This window comes from Enterobacter sp. DN (genome assembly GCF_046054285.1).
Taxonomy (GTDB): domain Bacteria; phylum Pseudomonadota; class Gammaproteobacteria; order Enterobacterales; family Enterobacteriaceae; genus Enterobacter; species Enterobacter hormaechei_C.
Genome location: NZ_JBJJTG010000005.1, coordinates 288,555 through 309,418, shown reverse-complemented (window position 1 = coordinate 309,418; position 20,864 = coordinate 288,555). Strand labels below are relative to the sequence as shown.

Sequence of the window (20,864 nt, the reverse complement as noted above, 5' to 3'; positions counted from 1 at the left end):
GCCATTACGGGTTAAACACATCGATGAGTCAGACTGAAACTACCGCCCCGAGCAAATTCTCCCTTCTACCGGGCAGCATCACCCGTTTCTTTCTTCTGTTGATCGTTGTGCTGTTAGTCACAATGGGGGTGATGGTTCAGAGCGCCGTTAATACCTGGCTTAAAGATAAAAGCTATCAAATCGTCGATATCACCCATGCGGTGCACAAGCGCATTGATACGTGGCGCTATGCGACCTGGCAAATCTACGACAATATCGCTGCCGCGCCTGCCACCTCGTCAGGCGAAGGGTTGCAGGAAACGCGCCTTAAGCAGGATGTGTATTACCTTGAAAAACCGCAGCGCAAGACGGAAGCCCTGATTTTCGGCTCGCACGACAGCGCAACGCTTGAGATGACGCAGCGGATCTCCTCGTATCTGGACACCCTGTGGGGCGCCGAGACCGTACCGTGGTCAATGTATTACCTGAACGGTCAGGACAACAGCATGATCCTGATCTCGACCCTGCCGCTTAAGGATCTCTCGTCCGGCTTTAAAGAGACCACCGTTGGCAGTATTGTGGATTCCCGTCGGGCAGAAATGCTGCAACAGGCCAACGCGCTGGACGAGCGAGAAAGTTTCTCGTCATTACGCCGTCTTGCCTGGCAGAATGGCCACTACTTTACGCTGCGAACCACCTTTAACCAGCCGGGCCATCTGGCGACCGTGGTTGCCTTCGACCTGCCGATTAACGATCTCATCCCACCGGATATGCCGCTGGACAGTTTCCGTCTGGAGCCAGACAACAGCACCCAAAATATGCGCACGCCGTCGGATAAAGAAGGCGCGGACAGCGTAGCGATCTCCTTTAATGGCTCAAAGATTGAGATTGCCTCATCGCTCAACTCAACCGGTATGCGTCTGGTGTGGCAGGTGCCTTTTGGCACCCTGATGCTTGATACTCTGCAAAACATTCTGCTGCCGCTGTTGCTGAATATTGGCCTGCTGGCGCTGGCGCTGTTTGGCTACAGCACCTTCCGTTTCCAGTCGGGCCGCCAGAGCGACTCGACGTCGGTATCAGCCGGGACCAGCAACGAGTTGCGCATTCTTCGTGCCCTGAATGAAGAGATTATTTCCGTGCTGCCGCTTGGGGTGCTCGTTCACGACCAGGAGGCTAACCGCACGGTAATGAGCAATAAAATTGCCGATCACCTTCTGCCGCATCTTAACCTGCAAAATATTACGGCCATGGCGGACCAGCACCAGGGCGTTATTCAGGCCACCGTTAATAATGAACTGTATGAGATCCGTCAGTTCCGCAGTCAGGTCGCCTCGCGCACGCAAATCTTCATCATTCGCGATCAGGATCGCGAAGTGCTGGTGAATAAAAAGCTCAAGCAGGCGCAAAGGCTGTACGAGAAAAACCAACATGGCCGCGCGGCGTTTATGCAAAATATTGGCGATGCCTTTAAACAACCGTTGAAGTCACTCGCCACGCAGATTGCTGATCTGAGCACGCCGGAAAGCCGACAGCTCAGCAGCCAGGCCGACTCCCTGGTTCGTCTGGTGGACGAAATCCAGCTTGCGAACATGCTGGAAAATGACATCTGGAAGGGCACCCCTACGCTCTTCTCCATCCAGGACCTGATTGATGAGGTGGTGCCGGAAGTCCTGCCGGTGATCAAGCGCAAGGGACTCCAGCTGCTGATCAACAACCATTTACCGGCCAACGACGAACGTCACGGCGATCGCGATGCCCTGCGTCGCATCCTGATGATGTTGATACAGTATGCCGTCACCACGACGCAGATCGGCAAGATCACCCTTGAAGTCAGCACCGATGAGTCCACCGACGATCGTCTGACGTTCCGCATTCTGGATACGGGCGAAGGCGTCACAGTGAGCGAAATTGATAACCTGCACTTCCCGTTCCTGAACGATACCCAGCGCGACCACTACGGTAAGGCGAATGCCCTCACCTTCTGGCTTTGCGATCAGCTGGCGCGTAAGCTGGGCGGTCATCTGAACATTAAGGCCCGCGAATCCCTCGGCACCCGCTACTCTTTACACGTGAAAATGGCGGCGAATCCCCAGGAAGAGGATGAAGAGCGTCTGCTGGACGATGTGGTGGTGATGGTGGATGTGACCTCCAGTGAGATCCGAAATATCGTCGTTCGTCAGCTGGAAAACTGGGGGGCGTCCTGCATTACCCCGGACGAAAGGCTCGCGAGTCAAGAATTTGATCTATTTTTAACTGATAATCCGTCTAATCTTACTGCCTCAGGCTTGCTTTTAAGCGATGATGAGCCAGGCGTGCGGAAAATCGGCCCTGGGCAGCTGCGCGTCAACTTTAATATGAGCAATGCAATGCAGGAAGCTGTATTACAACTGATTGAAGAGAATCTGGCGCAGGAAGAGATCCTGGAGTCACCGTTAGGCGGCGATGAAAATGCCGAACTCCATGCCAGCGGATATTATTCGCTCTTCGTTGATACAGTACCAGATGATGTTAAGCGGTTGTATACTGAGTCCGCTGCGCAGGATTTTGCAGCGCTGGCACAGACAGCACACCGGCTTAAAGGGGTGTTTGCCATGCTTAATCTGGTTCCCGGCAAGCAGTTATGTGAAACGCTGGAACATCTAATTCGTGAGAAAGATGCCTCTGGCATTGAAAAATACATCAGCGACATTGACGCTTACGTCAAGAGCTTGCTGTAGCAAGGTAGCCTTATACATGAACAATATGAACGTAATTATTGCCGATGACCATCCGATTGTACTGTTCGGTATTCGCAAATCACTTGAACAGATCGAGTGGGTGAATGTAGTCGGTGAATTTGAAGATTCCACAGCCCTCATTAACAATCTGCCTAAACTTGATGCGCACGTGCTCATTACCGATCTCTCCATGCCTGGAGATAAGTACGGTGATGGGATCACGCTCATCAAATACATTAAACGCCACTTCCCGGACATTTCGATCATTGTTCTGACCATGAACAATAACCCGGCGATCCTGAGCGCCGTTCTGGATCTCGATATTGAAGGGATTGTGCTGAAACAAGGCGCACCTACCGATCTGCCAAAAGCGCTGGCGGCGCTACAGAAAGGGAAGAAATTCACTCCTGAGAGCGTCTCACGCCTGCTTGAAAAAATCAGCGCGGGTGGCTATGGCGACAAGCGTCTCTCGCCTAAAGAGAGTGAAGTTCTGCGTCTGTTCGCTGAAGGTTTCCTGGTCACTGAAATCGCCAAAAAGCTGAACCGCAGTATTAAAACCATCAGTAGCCAGAAAAAATCCGCAATGATGAAGCTGGGTGTGGATAACGATATCGCCCTGCTGAACTATCTCTCTTCCGTGACGCTGAGCGCAACGGACAAAGATTGATCTTCGCTGTCTACGCCGGGTGGCGCTCGCGCTTACCCGGCCTACAGCCGCCGGAGAAATAAAAAAGGCCCTTTCGGGCCTTTTTTATTGTCTCGCTTTTCGTACCCGCTCCGCATACACGGATAGCGTCTGCTTCAGTACATCCAGCGTGACCGGCTTCGACAGGCAGCTGTCCATTCCCGACTCCAGACAGCGCTGCTTCTCCTCCGCCAGCGCGTTGGCTGTGACCCCCACCACCGGCAGCGTCAGCCCCAGCTGTCGGATACGCTGCGTCAGACGGTAGCCGTCCATGTTAGGCATATTTACATCGCTGAGCACAATATCAATATGGTTCTTACTTAAGACATTCAGGGCATCCACGCCATCATTGGCCGTTTTACACTGATAGCCCAGAGAGCCAAGCTGATCTGCGAGCAGACGACGGTTAATCGGATGATCGTCGACGACCAGAATCATCATATCGTCGTTCACCGACGCCAGCTCATCAGGGGAAGCCAGCACGGTGGCGCCGTCGCTGTCCTCAAGCTGCACGCTGTAAATGCGCGCCAGCAAGCCCAGCAGCTCGTGCGGTGTCGCCACGCTGTGCACCCATACCCCAGGCGAACGCTCAAGCGGAATACCGATATGACGGCGGCAGAACATCACTACGCCGCGCCCCGCCCACGCCTGCTCCGGCTCAACATCGGTGATCAGCATGTCATCCGCGTCCGGCGTCTGGCCTTCGTAGCGTGAAACCCGCACGCCGCTGCTGGTCAGCATCGAGGTCAGGAAATCATGTAAGGAGGCGTTGTGCACCGCCAGCCAGCAGTGCTTATCGCTCAGCCCGTCGACGGTGGTTTTCGCCGGATAGTGCGCCGAATAGAGCGGAATACGAATGGTGAACTGGCTGCCCATGCCTGGCTCTGTATCGACGGAGATATCTCCATCCATCATACTGATAAGCTTCTCGCAAATCGCCAGACCTAGCCCGGTCCCCTGGAAATTACGCTGGACGCCGGTTCCCACCTGGAAGAACGGATCGAACAGGCGAACGACCTCTTTCGCCGGAATGCCAACACCCGTGTCGCGCACGCGAATGGTCAGGTACTCCCCTGCCCGACAGACGTGCAGCACAATACAGCCGATATCGGTGAATTTGATGGCGTTGCTCAGCAGGTTTGAGATGACCTGTTGCAGACGCATCGGATCGCCATGCAGCGTCAGCGGCACATCCGGCTCGATAAAGCAGTACAGCCCAAGCTGTTTACGCACCACCAGCGGCAGGTAGTTAGCGCAGATATGGTTCATCACTTCGCGCGGGGAGAACTCGCGCGGCTCTATTTTCAACTGCTCGGATTCAATTTTAGAGAAATCGAGAATATCGCTGATGATTTTCAGCAGCAGGCTGGACGAGTTGTTCATGGCCGTCACCAGCCGGTCGACCCCTTTCGGCAGCTCTTTGGTCTGGAGCAGATCGAGGTTACCGATAATGCCGTACAGCGGCGTACGCAGCTCATGGCTGACGGTCGCGAGGAACATCGATTTCGACTGACTGGCCTGCTCCGCCGCCTGCGCCATATCCTGCAACGACTCTTCCATTTTCACGCGCGCAGAGACGTCCACCAGCACGCAAATGGCCACGTTTTCATTGCGGTAGCGCGAATGGACGAAGCTGATTTGCAGGTTGGTGTGGGTGCTGGTCAGCACATCCACAAAGTTAACCTGCTGACCGCAGATGATCTGCGTTAACCTCTGGCGGTCTTCATGCGTGAGCATGTTCAGGTAGTTATGGGCAAGCTCGTTACTGAGGATATTTGTCCCGTCCTGAGTACGCAGGATGCAGATCCCTACCGGCGCCGAGGCGACAATTTTACGGTTAAACTGCTCATGCTCTTCCAGACGCTGAGCATCCGCTTCCGCCGGAATAAAGATCCGCCGCTCATACATTCTCGCCAGCATAAACAGCGCGACGCCTACCGCGATGTTCAGCAAAATGGCGTTAAGTATCAGGATGCGAATGCGCTCCAGGACCTTGTCCACCGGCAGCGAGTAGACAATGCTCAGCGACGATGGCGGTAAACTTTTTTTCAGCACCAGCTCGCGGAACCCGGAGGTATAGCCAAACCATGACCGCTCCTGCATCCAGCTGGGTTCAACCTTCAGGCGGTTTTCAGGCCCGGTAAGGGAGATGAGCGGATGGCCGTTTTCATCCAGAATGGTCACGCCCATCGGCAGACTGCCCGGCGTGAAGAAGTTTTCCATGCGGATGGTTTGTTCAATCCCCAGCAGCGCTTGCAGGCGGTTTCCGAGGTAAACCGGAGTCAGGGCATAGAAATAGCCGACGCCCATGCGCGGCCCCTGGCTTATCCAGAAGATGTTGTTCCCGCGCTCTTCCTGAGGCGCATTGCGGTATTTCACTATACGCTCATGCAGACTTTTCAGCGCGTCTTCGCGTTCGACGGGCATATCCCGCAGGCCGAAATCCGCCATGCAGAGATTTTCGTTGCCAATCAGGTAGACACGGTTCAGATCGTAGGCGGCCGAGAAATTATCGCGCCAGTAGCGCATAAACCATGACAGGGACTCCAGTGAACCACGCCAGGCTTTGCTCATGGCGGAACAATCGGAGTCCGGGAAGAGCGGTTCGAAATCAGGTACTTCGGTTTTTTCATCCCGACCGCGGATAGCAAGAATGCCGTTCTCCGCCGTGAGTCGATTCTCAGCAATATACTTAAGCTCTTTCATCACGTCAGACGTGCGCTGGATATAGCGCTGAGCCTGATCCGAGCTTAAGTTAAACTCCTGGCGGATCTCCGCTTCTTTCTGGTGTAACGCGTTAACGATGTAAAACACCGAGAGCAGTGCCACCAGCAACCATAGCAGTAGCGCAAGCGCCCGAAACAGATAGCGAGAGACTTTTAACGTGGTACGAAAGGAGACGAGGTATTTCAAAGGGGCGAGGCTCCGCCGTCGGGGTCAAAAAGAATGTGGTTAAGGTAGCGGTAAACGCGGCTTGTCGCAACGTTCACTTGTCTGCTTGCGCAAAACAAAAGGGCCGGAAACCGGCCCTTTATGCGTCAGGAGACGTTACTCGTCAGCGTCATCCGCTACTTCATCATCGGTGTCCGCTTCCGGGGCGATTTCATCATCCCCTTCCGCAACGCTGCCGTCGATAGAGTCGAGCTCTTCGTCATCCACCGGCTCAGCAACGCGTTGCAGACCGACGACGTTTTCATCTTCCGCAGTGCGGATGAGGATGACGCCCTGGGTGTTACGACCCACCACGCTGATCTCAGACACGCGGGTACGCACCAGCGTACCGGCATCGGTGATCATCATGATCTGGTCCGCGTCGTCCACCTGCACCGCGCCAACAACGGAACCGTTGCGCTCGGTCACTTTGATGGAGATAACGCCCTGCGTGCCGCGAGACTTGGTCGGGTATTCGCTTTCCGCCGTACGTTTACCGTAGCCGTTCTGGGTGACGGTCAGGATTGCGCCTTCGCCACGAGGAACGATCAGGGAAACCACGCTGTCTTCACCCGCCAGCTTGATACCACGCACGCCGGTCGCCGTACGACCCATTGCGCGCACGGCGTTCTCTTTAAAGCGCACCACTTTACCGGCCGCAGAGAACAGCATGACTTCATCAGAACCGGAGGTCAGATCCACGCCGATCAGCTCATCGCCTTCGTTCAGGTTCACCGCGATGATCCCGGCAGAACGTGGACGGCTGAACTCGGTCAGCGCGGTTTTCTTCACGGTACCGCTCGCGGTCGCCATAAAGACGTTCACGCCCTCTTCGTACTCGCGTACCGGCAGAATAGCGGTGATACGTTCGTTCGCTTCCAGCGGCAGCAGGTTGACGATAGGACGACCCCGCGCGCCACGGCTCGCTTCCGGCAGCTGATAGACTTTCATCCAGTACAGACGGCCCCGGCTGGAGAAGCAGAGGATCGTGTCGTGGGTGTTGGCCACCAGCAGACGGTCAATGAAGTCTTCTTCTTTAATACGCGCCGCAGATTTGCCTTTACCGCCACGACGCTGTGCTTCGTAGTCGGTCAACGGCTGATACTTCACGTAGCCCTGGTGAGACAGCGTCACTACCACGTCTTCGCGGTTGATCAGATCTTCAATGTTGATATCAGAGCTGTTGGCCGTGATTTCGGTGCGACGCTCGTCGCCGAACTGATCGCGAACCAGCTCCAGCTCTTCACGGATCACTTCCATCAGGCGGTCTGCGCTACCCAGGATATGCAGCAGCTCGGCAATCTGCTCCAGCAGCTCTTTGTACTCGTCGAGCAGTTTTTCATGTTCAAGGCCGGTCAGTTTCTGCAAACGCAGATCCAGAATCGCCTGGGCCTGCTGTTCAGTCAGGTAGTACTGACCGTCACGCACGCCAAATTCCGGTTCCAGCCACTCAGGACGCGCAGCGTCATCACCGGCACGTTCCAGCATTGCCGCCACGTTGCCCAGATCCCATGGACGCGCAACCAGCGACGCCTTCGCTTCTGCCGGCGTCGGCGCACGGCGGATCAGCTCGATGATCGGGTCGATGTTCGCCAGCGCAACGGCCAGTGCTTCAAGGATATGGGCACGGTCGCGCGCTTTGCGCAGTTCGAAGATGGTACGACGGGTCACCACTTCACGGCGGTGACGCACGAACGCGCTCAGGATCTCTTTCAGGTTCATGATCTTCGGCTGGCCATGGTGCAGCGCAACCATGTTGATACCGAAGGAGACCTGAAGCTGAGTCTGGGAGTAAAGGTTGTTCAACACAACTTCACCCACCGCGTCGCGCTTGATTTCAATCACGATGCGCATACCGTCTTTATCAGACTCGTCACGCAGCGCGCTGATGCCTTCAACGCGTTTTTCTTTTACCAGCTCGGCGATTTTTTCAATCAGTCGCGCTTTGTTCACCTGATACGGGATCTCGTGAACAATAATGGTTTCACGGCCGGTTTTAGCGTCCGCTTCCACTTCGGCGCGGGCACGGATGTAAATCTTGCCGCGACCGGTGCGGTACGCTTCTTCAATACCGCGACGGCCATTGATGATTGCCGCCGTCGGGAAGTCCGGGCCCGGGATGTGTTCCATCAGCCCTTCAATGCTGATGTCTTCATCGTCAATGTAGGCCAGGCAGCCGTTGATCACTTCCGTGATATTGTGCGGTGGAATGTTGGTTGCCATACCGACGGCGATACCGGACGAACCGTTCACCAGCAGGTTTGGGATCTTCGTTGGCATAACGTCAGGAATTTTTTCCGTGCCGTCGTAGTTATCAACGAAATCAACCGTCTCTTTTTCCAGGTCAGCCATCAGCTCATGGGCAATCTTCGCCAGACGGATTTCCGTATAACGCATTGCCGCGGCGGAGTCGCCGTCGATAGAACCAAAGTTACCCTGACCATCTACCAGCATGTAACGCAGCGAGAAGGGCTGCGCCATACGAACAATGGTGTCGTACACCGCGGAATCACCATGAGGATGGTATTTACCGATTACGTCACCAACGACACGGGCAGATTTTTTGTAGGCTTTATTCCAGTCATTGCCCAATACGTTCATGGCGTATAGTACGCGACGGTGTACCGGCTTCAGGCCATCGCGGACGTCCGGCAGCGCACGGCCAACAATGACCGACATCGCATAGTCCAGATAGGAGCTTTTCAGCTCTTCCTCGATGTTAACCGGTGTAATTTCTCTCGCAAGGTCGCTCATCTAACCGCTATCCCTCTACTGTATCCCGGATTCAAAGGTCGCAAATTATAACACAGCCGCGGTGATACAGGTAAACCTATACGCTTTATTCACAGGGATTGCCTGATATACTCATTTGTCTTGCTAAATAAGGAGTAAAAGCGCCCATGAATGCCGAAAAATCCCCGGTGGCTCACAACGTTGACCACGAAGAGATTGCCAAATTTGAAGCGGTGGCGTCCCGCTGGTGGGATCTCGAAGGTGAATTCAAACCTCTGCATCGTATTAACCCGCTGCGTCTGGGCTATATCGCGGAGCGTTCCGGCGGTCTGTTCGGTAAGAAAGTGCTCGACGTCGGCTGCGGCGGCGGCATCCTGGCGGAAAGTATGGCGCGTGAAGGAGCCACGGTCACCGGTCTGGACATGGGCTTCGAACCTCTACAGGTTGCGCGTCTTCATGCGCTGGAGTCCGGCGTACAGGTAGAATATGTCCAGGAAACCGTGGAAGAGCATGCGGCAAAACATGCGCACCAGTATGACGTGGTGACCTGCATGGAGATGCTGGAGCACGTTCCCGATCCGCAGTCGGTGGTCAGCGCCTGTGCAAAACTGGTGAAACCGGGTGGACAGGTCTTCTTCTCGACCATCAACCGCAACGGCAAAGCCTGGCTGATGGCCGTGGTAGGCGCGGAATACGTGCTGCGCATGGTGCCGAAAGGGACGCACGACGTGAAGAAGTTCATCAAGCCTGCCGAACTGCTGGGCTGGGTTGACCAGACATGGCTTAAGGAGCAGCACATGACGGGTCTGCACTACAATCCGCTGACGGATAAATTCAAACTTGCCCCAGGTGTGGATGTTAACTATATGTTGCACACAACCGCCAAAAACGACTAACGTCATCCGTTATTCTTATAATGATTGCGCGACATCATGTTGCGCAATTCTGACCTCCCGTTGAAGAAATCAGCACTCGATCAAATTTTGAATTTTTTTTCTTAATTATTGACATCTCTTCCAGGCCTTACGGCACGAGGACTTAGCCTTTTTTACCCTTTCACAACCTCAATTTAACGTCAAAATCAACCCTTGTGCTGAAAAGATTCGATACTAGAATACTCACCATATAGCGTTCTTCTTATCGCAAAACCCCTATATGTAGTATTTATCCACAGAGTTAGTCACAAGACGGTTCTGTGGATAAGCGGGGGATATTTTTTTATTTCACGGACAGGTAAAAACCCACATGAATCAGAGTCTGCTGGTGACAAAGCGCGACGGTACCACCGAGCGTATCAATCTGGACAAAATCCATCGAGTTCTCGACTGGGCAGCAGAAGGACTGAACAACGTATCTATCTCCCAGGTTGAACTGCGTTCTCACATTCAGTTCTACGACGGCATCAAAACGTCTGATATCCACGAAACCATTATCAAAGCCGCGGCAGATCTGATCTCCCGCGACGCACCGGATTATCAGTACCTCGCTGCGCGTCTGGCGATTTTCCACCTGCGTAAAAAAGCCTACGGCCAGTTCGAGCCGCCGAAGCTTTACGATCACGTAGTGAAAATGGTCGAGCTGGGCAAATACGACACGCATCTGCTGGAAGACTATACGGAAGAAGAGTTCGAGCAGATGAACGGGTTTATCGATCACTGGCGCGACATGAACTTCTCCTACGCGGCGGTGAAGCAGCTCGAAGGCAAATACCTGGTTCAGAACCGTGTGACGGGCGAAATCTACGAGAGCGCCCAGTTCCTCTATATTCTGGTGGCCGCCTGCCTGTTCTCTAATTACCCGCGTGAAACCCGTCTGGACTACGTGAAGCGTTTCTACGATGCGGTCTCTACGTTCAAGATTTCTCTGCCGACGCCAATCATGTCTGGCGTGCGTACCCCTACCCGTCAGTTCAGCTCCTGCGTACTGATCGAGTGTGGTGACAGCCTGGATTCCATCAACGCGACCTCCAGCGCCATCGTGAAATACGTCTCCCAGCGTGCCGGTATCGGCATCAACGCCGGCCGTATCCGTGCGCTGGGCAGCCCGATCCGCGGCGGTGAAGCGTTCCACACCGGCTGTATTCCGTTCTACAAGCACTTCCAGACGGCAGTAAAATCCTGCTCTCAGGGCGGCGTGCGTGGTGGTGCAGCGACCCTGTTCTACCCGATGTGGCACCTGGAAGTGGAAAGCCTGCTGGTTCTGAAGAACAACCGCGGCGTGGAAGGCAACCGCGTGCGTCACATGGACTACGGCGTGCAGATCAACAAGCTGATGTACACCCGTCTGCTGAAAGGGGAAGATATCACCCTGTTCAGCCCGTCCGACGTCCCGGGCCTGTACGATGCGTTCTTTGCCGATCAGGACGAGTTCGAACGTCTGTACACCAAATACGAAAAAGACGACAGCATCCGCAAGCAGCGCGTGAAGGCGGTAGACCTGTTCTCCCTGATGATGCAGGAACGTGCTTCTACCGGTCGTATCTACATCCAGAACGTGGACCACTGCAACACCCACAGCCCGTTTGACCCGGTGGTTGCCCCAGTGCGCCAGTCTAACCTGTGCCTCGAGATCGCCCTGCCGACCAAACCGCTGGAAGACGTGAACGACGAAAACGGTGAAATTGCGCTCTGTACGCTGTCTGCGTTCAACCTGGGTGCGATTAAGAGCCTGGACGAGCTGGAAGAGCTGGCCGTGCTGGCGGTTCGTGCGCTCGACGCCCTGCTGGATTACCAGGATTACCCAATCCCGGCGGCAAAACGCGGTGCAATGGGCCGTCGCACTTTAGGTATCGGCGTGATCAACTTCGCCTACTGGCTGGCGAAAAACGGCAAGCGTTACTCCGACGGCAGCGCCAACAATCTGACGCACCAGACGTTCGAAGCGATCCAATACTACCTGATGAAAGCCTCTAACGAGCTGGCGAAAGAGCAAGGCGCGTGCCCGTGGTTCAACGAAACCACCTACGCGAAAGGCATTCTGCCGATCGACACCTACAAAAAAGACCTGGATGCGATCGTCAGCGAGCCGCTGCACCTCGACTGGGAAGGCCTGCGCGAGTCCATTAAAACTCACGGCCTGCGTAACTCCACGCTCTCTGCCCTGATGCCGTCCGAGACCTCTTCGCAGATCTCCAACGCCACCAACGGTATTGAGCCACCGCGCGGCCACGTCAGCATCAAAGCGTCGAAAGACGGCGTGCTGCGTCAGGTGGTGCCGGATTACGAAACGCTGGGTGACAACTACGAGCTGCTGTGGGAAATGCCAAACAACGACGGCTATCTGCAACTGGTGGGTATCATGCAGAAGTTTATCGACCAGTCGATCTCTGCCAATACCAACTACGACCCAACGCGCTTCCCGTCTGGCAAGGTTCCGATGCAGCAACTGCTGAAAGACCTGCTCACCGCCTACAAATTTGGCGTGAAAACGCTGTACTATCACAACACCCGTGATGGTGCGGAAGACGCCCAGGACGACCTGGTGCCGTCAATTCAGGACGATGGCTGCGAAAGCGGCGCATGTAAGATCTAATAAATTCCCTCACCCTAACCCTCTCCCACAGGGAGAGGGAACTCTTTCCCCCTCTCCCTGTGGGAGAGGGCCGGGGTGAGGGGAAATAACACCACAGGACTCACCGCAATGGCATATACCACCTTTTCACAGACGAAAAACGACCAGCTCAAAGAGCCGATGTTCTTCGGCCAGCCGGTCAACGTGGCACGCTACGATCAGCAAAAATATGACATCTTCGAAAAGCTGATTGAAAAGCAACTCTCCTTCTTCTGGCGTCCGGAAGAAGTTGACGTTTCCCGCGACCGTATCGATTTCCAGGCGCTGCCGGAACACGAAAAGCACATCTTCCTCAGCAACCTGAAGTACCAGACGCTGCTGGACTCCATCCAGGGCCGTAGTCCGAACGTGGCGCTGCTGCCGCTGATCTCGATTCCTGAGCTGGAAACCTGGGTGGAAACCTGGGCGTTCTCCGAGACGATCCACTCCCGCTCTTACACCCACATCATCCGCAACATCGTGAACGATCCGGCGGTGGTGTTTGACGATATCGTCACCAATGAGCAGATCCAGAAGCGCGCGGAAGGCATTGCGCACTACTACGACGAGCTGATCGAGATGACCAGCTACTGGCATCTGCTGGGCGAAGGCACGCATAACGTGAACGGCAAAACCATTACCGTAAACCTGCGGGCCCTGAAAAAGCAGCTGTACCTGTGCCTGATGAGCGTTAACGCGCTGGAAGCGATCCGCTTCTACGTGAGCTTCGCCTGCTCCTTCGCCTTTGCCGAGCGCAAGCTGATGGAAGGCAACGCCAAAATCATCCGCCTGATCGCCCGTGACGAAGCCCTGCATCTGACCGGGACTCAGCACATGCTGAACCTGCTGCGCAGCGGCGCGGACGACCCGGAAATGGCTGCGATTGCCGAAGAGTGCAAGCAGGAATGCTACGATCTGTTCGTGCTGGCCGCCCAGCAGGAGAAAGAGTGGGCAGACTACCTGTTCCGCGACGGCTCCATGATTGGCCTGAACAAAGACATTCTGTGCCAGTACGTGGAGTACATCACTAACATCCGCATGCAGGCTGTGGGTCTCGATCTGCCATTCCAGACGCGCTCTAACCCGATTCCGTGGATCAACACCTGGCTGGTGTCCGATAACGTGCAGGTTGCGCCGCAGGAAGTGGAAGTGAGTTCTTATCTGGTCGGTCAGATTGATTCTGAAGTCAACACCGACGACCTGAGCGATTTCCAGCTCTGATGAGCCGCGTAACGCTGAGCCTTTCTGGTACAGAGGTGTTGTGCCAGGAAGAGCACCCTTCTCTGCTGGTGGCGCTTGAAGCGCATCAGGTAGAAGTAGAGTACCAGTGTCGTGAAGGCTACTGCGGCTCCTGCCGCTGCCGTCTGGTCGCAGGCCAGGTAGACTGGCTGACCGAACCGCTGGCCTTTATCAGCGAAGGGGAAATTTTGCCCTGCTGCTGCCGGGCAAAAGGCGATATTGAGATCGAGATGTAATTATGTCGGGTGGCGCTTCGCTGACCCGACCTACAAAACCGCAGTTCGTAGGCCGGGTAAGGCGCAGCCGCCACCCGGCAATTTCAGCGTTTATCCTTCAAAAAGCTCACCGCTTTATCCGGGAAATCCGTAAACAACCCGTCCACATCCGCCTGGTTATACAGCACGTCGTAAAGCTGATTCACGTCCGTCGCATACTCCGGCAGCTGGTCTGCGCGTACGGTATACGGATGCACCTGCATCTTGCTCGCATGCGCCTCTTTCACCATCGCCGTCAGCTTGACGTGACCCGGCGTTGAGCCTTCCGCCACCAGCATGTGGTAATCCGGCCCTATGCCGTCGGCGTACTGCGCAATCTGCTTCATCGCGCCCGGCTTAAACATCCAGTCGTAGCTGTAGTTCACCCACTTCCCGTCCGGCTGTTTTTCCTGGGTTTCATTCCAGTCGGTATACGCAATCAGCTGCACCAGATTGAGATCCATCCCCATTTTCGGCTCCAGCTCGGTTTTGATGCGCTTCAGTTCCGCGGCGTCGAAACATTGCAGGAAAACCTTATCCTGCTTGCTGGTGTAGCCGTACTTTTTCAGTACCTCCAGCGTCTTCGCGGCAATGTCCTTCCCTTCCTGATGGTGGAACCACGGCGCTTTGATTTCCGGGTAGATACCGATATTTTTGCCTGTCGAGTGGTTCAGCCCCTGAACAAACTCGATCTCCTCTTCGAAGGTGTGAATACGGAAGTCAGACTTGCCCATCGGGAAACGTCCCGGATAGACCTGCACCTTCTTACCGTTTTCAATCTCGAAGCCCTCGGTAAACTTCAGTGAGCGGATCTCCGCCAGCGTGAAGTCGATGGCGTAGTAGCGACCATCTTTACGGGCGCGATCCGGGAAACGCTCCGCCACGTCCGTGACGCGGTCAAGATAGTGGTCATGCAGAACGACCAGCTGGTCGTCCTTCGTCATCACCAGATCCTGCTCCAGATAATCCGCGCCCTGGGCATAGGCCATCGCTTTTGCCGGCAGCGTATGCTCCGGCAGATAACCGCTGGCGCCACGGTGGGCGATCACGATCTTATCCGCCGCCAGCGCGGAGCCTGTCATCAGGCCCGCCAGCAGCAGGCCTGTCGCTAACTGAGTTAATTTCATCGCAATGCTCCTTATTGACGACGCGCCAGCACTTCGGCGTGGTGACGTTTTTCACCAATCATCACAACAACCAACAGCAGAACAGCCAGCACGCTGCCGCCAATCATCACCATAAAGCCGCCGTCCCAGCCGAAGAAGTCGACGGTGTAACCGACGATGGCACTTGCCGCCACTGAACCGCCGAGGTAGCCAAACAGACCGGTAAAGCCTGCCGCCGTGCCTGCCGCTTTCTTCGGCGCCAGCTCCAGGGCATGCAGACCAATCAGCATAACCGGACCATAAATCAGGAAGCCGATGACGATCATACAGGCCATATCCACACCCGGATTACCCGGCGGGTTTAGCCAGTAAACGACCGTCGCGATGGTGACCAGCGTCATAAAGAACACGCCCGTCGCCCCACGGTTGCCCTTAAACACTTTGTCCGACATCCAGCCGCAGATCAGCGTGCCGGGAATGCCAGCGTATTCATACAGGAAATAGGCCCAGGAGGATTTATCCAGCGCGAAGTGCTTCACCTCTTTCAGGTAGGTTGGCGACCAGTCGAGAATGCCGTAACGCAGCAGGTAGACAAATACGTTCGCCACCGCGATGTACCACAGCAGCTTGTTTGGCAGCACATACTTCATGAAGATCTGCTTTGCCGTCAGCTCTTCTTCGTGCTTCTCGCTGTAATCATCCGGGTAGTCGTTTTTGTACTCTTCAATCGGCGGCAGGCCGCAGGACTGTGGGGTGTCGCGCATCAGAGCGAAGGCGATAATCGCCACCAGAATGGCGCCAAAGGCTGGCATATAGAGCGCGGCATGCCAGTCGTTGAACCAGGCCATCCCCAGCAGGAACAGCAGCGGCGGAAGCCCGCCCCCGACGTTATGCGCACAGTTCCAGACCGAAACAATTCCACCACGCTCTTTCTGTGACCACCAGTGAACCATGGTGCGTCCGCATGGCGGCCATCCCATCCCCTGGAACCAGCCGCAGAGGAACAGCAGCACGAACATGATGGCAATGCTGGAGGTCGCCCACGGCACAAAGCCCATGAACAGCATCACCGCTGCCGCGAGGATCAGACCGGCGGGCAGGAACACGCGCGGATTCGAACGATCCGACACCGACCCCATAATGAACTTCGAAAAACCGTACGCGATGGAGATCCCCGACAGCGCAAATCCCAGATCGCCGCGAGAGAAGCCCTGCTCCACCAGGTACGGCATGGCGAGCGCAAAGTTTTTACGTACCAGATAGTACGCCGCATACCCGAAGAAGATCCCGAGGAAGATTTGCCAACGCAGACGGCGGTAGAGAGGATCAATCTCTGCCTCTGGCAGTCGCGCCCGATGTGGCGCAGGTTTAAAGATACTGAGCATAACAGCCTCCGTGGCCTTTCAAAAAATGACCGGGCATCTCGCGCCCGGCTACAGAGGCGGCGATGTTAAGAAATCACGGTGAATGTTACTGTGAATCAACGCACAGATTGTTACAGAAATATGACAGAATGCGCAAAAAAGCGCATGAAATCACGTTTCACTTTCGAATTTCGCGCGTTTATGTTCGAAATCAAACAAACCACACGATCAATGTGGCTAAATGCTAAAAAACGAACATAGAGGAAAGGCAATGACAATTCACGATCCACGCTTCAGCGATGTGATTATCATTGGCGGTGGCGCGACGGGTGCCGGCATCGCACGCGACTGCGCCCTGCGGGGATTGAGCGTCACGCTTCTGGAACGCCACGATATCGCCACCGGCGCGACGGGACGTAATCACGGTCTGTTGCACAGCGGCGCCCGCTATGCGGTCACTGACGCTGAGTCAGCACGCGAGTGTATCGCTGAAAACCAGATCCTCAGGCGCATCGCCCGCCACTGCGTTGAACCGACCAACGGTCTTTTTATCACCCTTCCCGAAGATGATCTCGGCTTTCAGCAAACCTTTATCACCGCCTGCACGGCGGCAGGCATTCAGGCCGAGGCGATCGATCCTGCGCAGGCGCGCCGTCTTGAACCCTCGGTAAACCCGGCGTTACTGGGCGCGGTAAAAGTACCGGACGGAACCGTTGATCCTTTCCGCCTGACCGCCGCCAATATGCTCGACGCGCGGGAACATGGCGCCCAGATCCTGACCGGGCATCACGTCACCGGGCTTATTCGTGAAGGTAATACCGTGCGCGGAGTGCGCGTGTTTGATGCGCAGTACAACGAACACCGCGAGCTGTATGCCGCCGTCGTGGTCAACGCGGCGGGGATCTGGGGCCAGCGCATCGCGGAATACGCGGACCTGTCGGTGCGCATGTTCCCGGCGAAAGGCTCGCTGCTGATCCTCGACCACCGCATCAATAACCATGTCATCAACCGCTGCCGTAAACCGTCTGACGCCGATATCCTCGTGCCGGGGGACACCATTTCGTTAATCGGCACGACCTCAATGCATGTGGACTACAGCGAAATTGATTACAACCGCGTCACCGCTGAAGAGGTGGATATCCTGCTGCGCGAAGGGGAAAAGCTGGCCCCGGTGATGGCGCAGACGCGTATTCTGCGTGCCTACGCGGGCGTGCGTCCCCTCGTCGCCAGCGATAACGATCCGAGCGGGCGTAACGTCAGCCGCGGCATCGTGCTGCTCGATCACGCCGAACGCGACGGCATGGACGGGTTTATCACCATTACTGGCGGCAAGCTGATGACCTATCGGCTGATGGCCCAGTGGGCCACCGATGCCATCTGCCGTAAGCTCGGCAACACCGCACCGTGCGTGACGGCGGAACAGGCTCTGCCCGGCTCGCAACAATCGACAGAAAAAACGCTGCACAAAATCATTTCACTTCCTGCCCCGCTTCGCGGTTCAGCGATTTACCGCCACGGCGACCGCACCCCAACCTGGCTCGGTGAAGGGCGACTCAGCCGCAGCCTGGTGTGCGAATGCGAAGCCGTGACCGCAGGCGAGGTGCAGTATGCCGTGGAAAACCTGACGGTGAACAACCTGCTCGATTTACGCCGCCGCACGCGCGTCGGGATGGGCACCTGTCAGGGGGAGCTGTGCGCCTGCCGTGCCGCCGGGCTGCTGCAACGTTTTCACGCCACCACGTCAACCCAGTCGCTTGCCCAGCTCAGCGATTTTTTAAACGAGCGCTGGAAAGGCATTCAGCCCGTCGCCTGGGGCGATGCCCTGCGCGAAAGCGAGTTTACCCGCTGGGTCTATCAGGGGCTTTGCGGTCTGGAGAAGGAGCACAACCATGAAATTTGATACCGTGATTGTGGGTGGGGGACTGGCGGGCCTGCTGTGCGGCCTCAAACTGACGCAGCGGGGTCTGCGCTGCGCCATTGTCACTCGCGGTCAGAGTGCCCTGCACTTCTCTTCCGGCTCGCTGGATTTACTGGGCGCGCTATCGTTCGCCGATCTGCCGCCTGAACATCCCTACCGCCTGACGGGCGCAGAGAATATGGCCCGCTTTGCCTGCGAAACCGAACACCTGCTCACCACCTGCGGCGCACGCATGCAGGGTGACGCCGAGCAAAATCATCAGCGCGTCACGCCGCTCGGCACCCTGCGCGCCGCCTGGCTTAGCCCGGAAGAGGTGCCTGTCGCCCCCATCGCTGCCGAGCGCGTGCGGGTGGTGGGGATCAGCGGCTTCCTCGATTTCCAGCCGCATCTGGCCGCCGCGTCTCTCAGACAGCAGGGTGTTCAGGTGGATACGGCGGAGATTGATCTCCCCGAACTCGACGTGCTGCGCGAAAACCCCAGCGAGTTTCGTGCGGTGAACATTGCCCGCCTGCTGGATAATGAAAGTTACTGGCCGCAGCTGTACGCGGCGCTTCAACCGCTCGGCGAGACCTGCGACGCCCTGTTTATGCCCGCCTGTTTTGGCTTAACGGACAACCGGCTCTGGCGCTGGCTCTCGGCGCGCCTGCCCTGTACGCTCGGTTTACTGCCGACGCTCCCCCCTTCCGTGCCCGGCATTCGTCTGCACACCCAGCTTCAGCGTCAGTTTGTTGCCCAGGGTGGCGTCTGGATGGCAGGCGACGAGGTGAAAAAAATCATCCTGGCTGAGGGCGCGGTAAGCGAAATCTGGACCCGCAACCACGGCGACATCCCGCTTCGCGCACGCTTTACGGTGCTGGCAAGCGGCAGTTTCTTCAGTAACGGTCTGCTGAGCAGCCGGGATGGCGTGCGTGAGGCGATCCTCGGTCTGGACGTCCGGCAAAGCGCTTCCCGCGCGGACTGGTATCAAAGCGATTTCTTCACCCCGCAGCCCTGGCAGCAGTTCGGCGTGATCGTCGACAGCCAACTGCGCCCGCGGCTGGGCGGGGAACCGGTTGAAAATCTTTACGCCATCGGCTCGGTTCTGGGCGGGTACGATCCCGTGGCGCAGGGCTGCGGTGGCGGCGTCTGCGCCGTCACTGCGCTGCATGTCGCGGAGCAGATTCTCCAGCGCAGGGAGGGAGCACAATGAACGACACCCGATTTGAAAGCTGTATCAAATGCACGGTCTGCACCACGGTTTGCCCGGTCAGCGGCGTCGATCCGCGCTATCCCGGCCCGAAACAGGCCGGTCCCGACGGGGAGCGTCTGCGCCTGAAGGATGGCGCGCTCTACGACGAGGCGCTGAAATACTGCATCAACTGCAAACGCTGCGAAGTTGCGTGCCCGTCGGACGTGAAAATAGGCGATATCATCCAGCGCGCCCGCGCCCGCTACAGTACGCAAAAACCGACGCTGCGTGACGCGATACTGAGCCACACCGACCTGATGGGTAGCCTCTCGACGCCTTTCGCGCCGGTCGTCAATGCCGCCACCGCCCTGAAGCCGGTGCGCAGGCTGCTGGATGCGACGCTCAAAATCGACCATCACCGCAGTCTGCCGAAATATTCTCACGGCACCTTCCGCCGCTGGTTTAAATCCGTGGCGGCAGAACAGGCGCAGTTCTCTGAGCAGGTCGCCTTCTTCCACGGCTGCTACGTGAACTACAACCATCCGCAGCTGGGGAAAGACCTGCTGAAAGTCCTGAACGCCATGGGAACGGGCGTTCAGCTGCTGAGCAAAGAAAAGTGCTGCGGCGTTCCGCTGATTGCCAACGGCTTCATCGACAAAGCGCGCAAGCAGGCGAGCAGCAACGTCACCTCTTTACGTGAGGCGATCGTCGACAAAGGCATACCGGTACTGGCGACGTCGTCAACCTGTACCTTCACGCTGCGCGATGAATATCCGCATCTGCTGGAGGTGGATAACACCGGCCTGCGCGAGCACATTGAGCTGGCGACCCGTTTTCTCTGGCGCAAACTGGACAGCGGGCAGACGTTACCGCTGGGCAAATTGCCGCTGAAGGTGGTGTATCACACGCCATGTCATATGGAGAAGATCGGCTGGTCGATCTATACGCTTGAGCTGCTGCGGCTGATCCCCGGGCTGGAGCTGACGGTGCTGGACTCACGCTGCTGCGGCATCGCAGGCACGTACGGCTTCAAGCGTGAAAACTACCCAACGTCACAGGCCATTGGCGCGCCGCTGTTCCGGCAGATTGAAGAGAGCGGCGCAGATATCGTGGTGACGGACTGCGAAACCTGCAAGTGGCAGATCGAGATGTCCACCAGCAAACGCTGTGAACATCCCATTACCTTGCTGGCAAAAGCGCTGGCGTAACCGTTGCCGGGGA

General features: G+C 56.5%; 13 protein-coding genes. 9 read left to right on the top strand and 4 right to left on the bottom strand.

Going from position 1 to position 20,864, the window contains the following annotated elements; all coding sequences use genetic code 11:
- The first annotated feature begins 23 nt into the window (after positions 1-23).
- On the top strand, positions 24-2,696 hold the full coding sequence (gene rcsD, locus ACJTMZ_RS14590; RefSeq protein WP_017383411.1) for a phosphotransferase RcsD: 2,673 nt from the start codon (positions 24-26) through the stop codon (positions 2,694-2,696).
- A gap of 16 nt (positions 2,697-2,712) precedes the next feature.
- Positions 2,713-3,363 carry a response regulator transcription factor RcsB gene (gene rcsB, locus ACJTMZ_RS14585; protein WP_003859405.1) on the top strand — a complete coding sequence of 217 codons (651 nt, stop codon included), beginning with the start codon at positions 2,713-2,715 and terminating at the stop codon, positions 3,361-3,363.
- Between the two features lie 84 nt (positions 3,364-3,447).
- Here rcsB and rcsC read toward each other — a convergent pair whose 3' ends face one another.
- Together rcsC and gyrA are read right to left on the bottom strand one after the other, a co-directional pair.
- The gene (gene rcsC / locus ACJTMZ_RS14580; RefSeq protein ID WP_017693023.1) at positions 3,448-6,294 is read right to left on the bottom strand and encodes a two-component system sensor histidine kinase RcsC; all 2,847 of its coding nucleotides are present in this window, start codon (positions 6,292-6,294) and stop codon (positions 3,448-3,450) included.
- Between the two features lie 135 nt (positions 6,295-6,429).
- The gene (gene gyrA / locus ACJTMZ_RS14575; protein ID WP_252010700.1) at positions 6,430-9,066 is read right to left on the bottom strand and encodes a DNA topoisomerase (ATP-hydrolyzing) subunit A; all 2,637 of its coding nucleotides are present in this window, start codon (positions 9,064-9,066) and stop codon (positions 6,430-6,432) included.
- 146 nt (positions 9,067-9,212) lie between these two features.
- On the opposite strand from gyrA, the gene ubiG reads away from it, so the two are divergent.
- From ubiG to yfaE, 4 genes are all read left to right on the top strand, one after another.
- Positions 9,213-9,941, top strand: coding sequence for a bifunctional 2-polyprenyl-6-hydroxyphenol methylase/3-demethylubiquinol 3-O-methyltransferase UbiG (gene ubiG / locus ACJTMZ_RS14570; RefSeq protein ID WP_006811346.1), 729 nt, complete (start codon positions 9,213-9,215; stop codon positions 9,939-9,941).
- Between the two features lie 349 nt (positions 9,942-10,290).
- Positions 10,291-12,576, top strand: coding sequence for a class 1a ribonucleoside-diphosphate reductase subunit alpha (gene nrdA, locus ACJTMZ_RS14565; protein ID WP_023295072.1), 2,286 nt, complete (start codon positions 10,291-10,293; stop codon positions 12,574-12,576).
- Between the two features lie 108 nt (positions 12,577-12,684).
- Positions 12,685-13,815, top strand: a complete 1,131-nt coding sequence (gene nrdB, locus ACJTMZ_RS14560) for a class Ia ribonucleoside-diphosphate reductase subunit beta (RefSeq protein ID WP_026080618.1) — start codon at positions 12,685-12,687, stop codon at positions 13,813-13,815.
- Positions 13,815-14,069: a class I ribonucleotide reductase maintenance protein YfaE gene (yfaE, locus tag ACJTMZ_RS14555; protein ID WP_003859419.1), complete on the top strand. Its 255-nt coding sequence runs from the start codon at positions 13,815-13,817 to the stop codon at positions 14,067-14,069. The genes nrdB and yfaE overlap by 1 nt, the downstream gene beginning before the upstream one ends.
- 83 nt (positions 14,070-14,152) lie before the next feature.
- On the opposite strand, the gene glpQ is transcribed toward yfaE, so the two are convergent.
- Both glpQ and glpT read right to left on the bottom strand, forming a co-directional pair.
- Complete coding sequence (gene glpQ / locus ACJTMZ_RS14550) at positions 14,153-15,214, bottom strand: glycerophosphodiester phosphodiesterase (RefSeq protein ID WP_017693020.1); 1,062 nt, start codon at positions 15,212-15,214, stop codon at positions 14,153-14,155.
- A gap of 11 nt (positions 15,215-15,225) precedes the next feature.
- Positions 15,226-16,578, bottom strand: coding sequence for a glycerol-3-phosphate transporter (gene glpT, locus ACJTMZ_RS14545; protein WP_003859423.1), 1,353 nt, complete (start codon positions 16,576-16,578; stop codon positions 15,226-15,228).
- A 250-nt stretch (positions 16,579-16,828) separates the two neighbouring features.
- Here glpT and glpA point away from each other — a divergent pair, with 250 nt between their 5' ends.
- From glpA to glpC, 3 genes are read left to right on the top strand one after another with little or no spacing between them, the layout of a single operon-like run.
- Positions 16,829-18,457, top strand: coding sequence for an anaerobic glycerol-3-phosphate dehydrogenase subunit A (gene glpA, locus ACJTMZ_RS14540; protein ID WP_023295075.1), 1,629 nt, complete (start codon positions 16,829-16,831; stop codon positions 18,455-18,457).
- Entirely contained in the window at positions 18,447-19,664 is a 1,218-nt protein-coding gene (gene glpB, locus ACJTMZ_RS14535; RefSeq protein WP_058700768.1) for a glycerol-3-phosphate dehydrogenase subunit GlpB, read from the top strand. Before glpA ends, glpB begins: the two co-directional genes overlap by 11 nt.
- Positions 19,661-20,851, top strand: a complete 1,191-nt coding sequence (gene glpC / locus ACJTMZ_RS14530; RefSeq protein WP_232960335.1) for an anaerobic glycerol-3-phosphate dehydrogenase subunit GlpC — start codon at positions 19,661-19,663, stop codon at positions 20,849-20,851. The genes glpB and glpC overlap by 4 nt, the downstream gene beginning before the upstream one ends.
- The last annotated feature ends 13 nt before the right edge of the window (positions 20,852-20,864 follow it).

Excerpts from the sequence above, each read along its gene's own strand:
- rcsD (WP_017383411.1), top strand. The coding sequence starts at position 24 with ATGAGTCAGACTGAAACTACCGCCCCGAGCAAATTCTCCCTTCTACCG.
- rcsB (WP_003859405.1), top strand. The coding sequence starts at position 2,713 with ATGAACAATATGAACGTAATTATTGCCGATGACCATCCGATTGTACTG.
- gyrA (WP_252010700.1), bottom strand. The coding sequence starts at position 9,066 with ATGAGCGACCTTGCGAGAGAAATTACACCGGTTAACATCGAGGAAGAG.
- ubiG (WP_006811346.1), top strand. The coding sequence starts at position 9,213 with ATGAATGCCGAAAAATCCCCGGTGGCTCACAACGTTGACCACGAAGAG.
- nrdA (WP_023295072.1), top strand. The coding sequence starts at position 10,291 with ATGAATCAGAGTCTGCTGGTGACAAAGCGCGACGGTACCACCGAGCGT.
- nrdB (WP_026080618.1), top strand. The coding sequence starts at position 12,685 with ATGGCATATACCACCTTTTCACAGACGAAAAACGACCAGCTCAAAGAG.
- yfaE (WP_003859419.1), top strand. The coding sequence starts at position 13,815 with ATGAGCCGCGTAACGCTGAGCCTTTCTGGTACAGAGGTGTTGTGCCAG.
- glpQ (WP_017693020.1), bottom strand. The coding sequence starts at position 15,214 with ATGAAATTAACTCAGTTAGCGACAGGCCTGCTGCTGGCGGGCCTGATG.
- glpT (WP_003859423.1), bottom strand. The coding sequence starts at position 16,578 with ATGCTCAGTATCTTTAAACCTGCGCCACATCGGGCGCGACTGCCAGAG.
- glpA (WP_023295075.1), top strand. The coding sequence starts at position 16,829 with ATGACAATTCACGATCCACGCTTCAGCGATGTGATTATCATTGGCGGT.
- glpB (WP_058700768.1), top strand. The coding sequence starts at position 18,447 with ATGAAATTTGATACCGTGATTGTGGGTGGGGGACTGGCGGGCCTGCTG.
- glpC (WP_232960335.1), top strand. The coding sequence starts at position 19,661 with ATGAACGACACCCGATTTGAAAGCTGTATCAAATGCACGGTCTGCACC.